This is a genomic window from Salinimicrobium oceani (assembly GCF_012037645.1).
Map to the genome: position 1 here is coordinate 1 of NZ_JAAVJR010001695.1, position 279 is coordinate 279.

The window sequence follows — 279 nt, forward strand, 5'->3', positions numbered from 1 at the left end:
TTTCGCCATTGTTTTCAGAAAACCTGCTTTTAGAATAGAAGGCGGGAGAAAATTTATTCATTCCTGTAATTACAAGCGCCCACATCAATAATAGTATAGCTGCTAAAAAGTAAATTAAGAACGGTGATAGATAAATGTTTAGAACATCAGCCAGGTAGGGAAATAAAACTGTTGGAGCGATTCCCACAAAAGCGAGTAAAACTTTTCTTTTGTTACTTATCTTTAAAGTCTCTCCACAATTCTTACAAATCCATTCGGGCTTAAGAAATGGCTTTTTTA

General features: G+C 34.4%; 1 protein-coding gene. It reads right to left on the minus strand.

Annotation, left to right across the window (positions count from 1 at the left end):
- A partial coding sequence (locus tag HC175_RS24090; protein ID WP_209310242.1) for a hypothetical protein occupies nt 1-279 on the minus strand: 279 nt, incomplete at both ends.